Here is a 2,374-nt window from a genome sequence, read left to right as displayed (position 1 = left end):
CGGCGGCGTCACCGCGGGCGGCGGCGTCGAGCAGGGCGGACGTGGCGTCGCGCGGGGCGGGCGTGGTGTCGGTCATCGGGGCCTCCGTGGTGGGTGCGGTCGGGTGCGTGGCGATGGTCGCCGTGCACGCCGAGGTGAGCAGGGCGACCCCCGCGAGGGCCGCCCAGAGCACGCCCCGCCGCATCCGCATACCTCTGGTATACCAAACGGCCCGGAGGTGGGGGAGCGTCAGCTCCGGACGGAGGCGAGCGCCGCGGCGAACCGGGCGGCGCGCTGCTCCAGGTCGGCCCAGTCGGACGCCGCGATCGAGGCGCCGTTGGCGAGGTCGCCGCCGGCGCCCACCGCGACCGCGCCCGCGGCGTACCAGTCGGCGAGGTTGTCAGGCTTGACGCCGCCGGTGGGCATGAGCGGGGCGTCGGGGAACGGGCCGCGGAGAGCGCCGAGGTAGGCCGGGCCGCCGAGCGAGGCGGGGAAGATCTTCACGACGTCGACGCCGAGCTCCAGCGCGCCCATGACCTCGGTGGGCGTGAGGGCGCCGGTCATCACGACGCGGCCGGTGTCGAGCATCGCGCGGGTGAGGGCCGGGAGCGTGCCGGGGCTCACCAGGAACTCGGCCCCGGCGTCGGCGGCCTGTGCGGCCTGCGCGGGGGTCGTCACGGTTCCGGCGCCGATGTAGGCGGCGTCACCGTGGCGGGCGATCAGCTCGCGGATCACGGCCGGGGCGTCGGGCGTGGAGTAGGTGACCTCGATGCCGGTCACTCCACCCCGGATGATCGCCTCTGAGGCCTCCAGGGCGAGTTCGGGCGAGGGGGCGCGGAGGACGGCGAGGACGCCGGTGGTGCGGGCGCGGGCGAGACGGTCGGACATGGCGCTCCTTGATCGAGGGATGCGTCCATTCTTCCGCACCACAACTTGTCATTACAAGTTGTGCTACTTGGCGACGAGCGTCGTCTCGAAGCTGTAGAGGTCGGGGCGGTAGCAGTGGTGGCCGAACTCGATCGCGGCGCCGGACTGGTCGAACGAGATGCGCTCCATCGTGAGCACGGGGCCGCCCGCCTCGATCTCCAGCAGCTCCGGCTCGTCGTCTTCCGCGCGGCGGGCGCCGATCTTCTGCTTCGCGATGCGGATCGCGACGCCCCGGGCGCGGAGCACCTGATAGAGGCCGCGCGACTCCAGCTGCTCGGTCGAGATGTCGGCCAGCTCGCGCGGGAGGTAGTTCTCGAGCACCGCGACCGCGACGCCGTCGGTGCTTCGTCTGCGGCGCAGATGCAGCACCTCGGTGCCCGGCTCGAGCCCGAGCGCGAGGGCCACCTCGTCGGTCGCGGGGATGATCTCGTGGGTCAGCACCTGCGTGCCCGGCTCGTGGTTCGCGCTCTGCAGGTCTTCGTACAGGCTGGTCAGCTCGACCTGCCGCGTGACCGAGCCCTGCACCACCTGGGTGCCGATGCCGCGGCGGCGCACGAGCAGGCCCTTGTCGACGAGCTCCTGGATGGCGCGGCGGATCGTGGGGCGGGAGAGTCCGAGCTGCTCCGCGATCGAGACCTCGTTCTCCAGGCGGGCGCCCGCGGGGATCGCGCCGGACTGGATCGCGCTCTGGAGTCGTGTGGACACCTGGAAGTAGAGCGGGACGGGCCCCGTGCGGTCGATGTCCGCGAAGAGCTCGTGGGGCCAGGGGGTGACGACATCGGCCATGGATGCTCCGCTCTGGGTTGGGGAGTCACATTGTAGCGACAATCATACGAGCGACTCCAGACGGCGTCGAGGCGCAGTATTCCGCGGATCCCGGCCGCGCCCGCGCACGACGGCGCCGCGGGTGAGCTCCGGGATGCTTAAAGTGCTATTGTGCTGACATGACGGGAGCAGCGTGAGCTTCGGGTGGGATCCCCACCTGCTCGTCGAGCTCGGGCTCCTCGGGCTGGCGTTCGTGCTCTCCCTGGCCGTGGGTATCGAGCGCTCCCGCAAGCAGAAGAACGCCGGGCTGCGCACGCACGTGCTGGTGGGCCTGGGCTCGGCCATCTTCACCCTCATCTCGGCCTACGGCTTCGAGGGCGTGCTCGGGCCGGAGGTCGCGGTCGATCCCTCGCGCATCGCCGCGCAGGTGGTATCGGGGATCGGGTTCCTCGGCGCCGGCGTGATCTTCGTGCGCAACAACGCCGTGTCCGGGCTCACCTCGGCCGCGACCATCTGGGTGGTCGCGGCGATCGGCATGGCCTGCGGGGCGAACATGCCCCTGCTCGCGATCGCGGGCACGGGTCTTCATCTCCTCACGGTCGGCCCGCTGTCGCGGCTGCGCGACCGCGTGCGCCCCGAGCCCGAGCGCCTGCGCGTGACCCTGCAGTACGAGGCCGACCGCGGCGCGCTGCGCGAGGTGCTG

Annotated in this window: 4 protein-coding genes; 1 reads left to right on the top strand and 3 read right to left on the bottom strand. The window is 72.2% G+C overall.

The window, feature by feature from the left end:
- From DW299_RS03135 to DW299_RS03125, 3 genes are all read right to left on the bottom strand, one after another.
- The coding region (locus DW299_RS03135) for a hypothetical protein (protein ID WP_446724782.1) at positions 1-190 on the bottom strand (190 nt) is incomplete at its 3' end.
- 38 nt (positions 191-228) lie between these two features.
- Entirely contained in the window at positions 229-867 is a 639-nt protein-coding gene (locus DW299_RS03130) for a bifunctional 4-hydroxy-2-oxoglutarate aldolase/2-dehydro-3-deoxy-phosphogluconate aldolase (RefSeq protein ID WP_136033359.1), read from the bottom strand.
- 63 nt (positions 868-930) lie between these two features.
- Positions 931-1,692 (bottom strand): GntR family transcriptional regulator, encoded by a 762-nt coding sequence (locus tag DW299_RS03125; protein ID WP_136033361.1) that lies wholly within the window; start codon positions 1,690-1,692, stop codon positions 931-933.
- Between the two features lie 172 nt (positions 1,693-1,864).
- Here DW299_RS03125 and DW299_RS03120 point away from each other — a divergent pair.
- Positions 1,865-2,374, top strand: a 510-nt coding sequence (locus DW299_RS03120; protein WP_136035607.1) for an MgtC/SapB family protein, incomplete at its 3' end; no start/stop codon positions are given.

It is taken from the genome of Microbacterium sp. K35, assembly GCF_004794375.1.
Lineage (GTDB): Bacteria > Actinomycetota > Actinomycetes > Actinomycetales > Microbacteriaceae > Microbacterium > Microbacterium sufflavum.
Note: the sequence above shows the minus strand (reverse complement) of the source record. Positions and strands in the feature narration are given on the sequence as shown.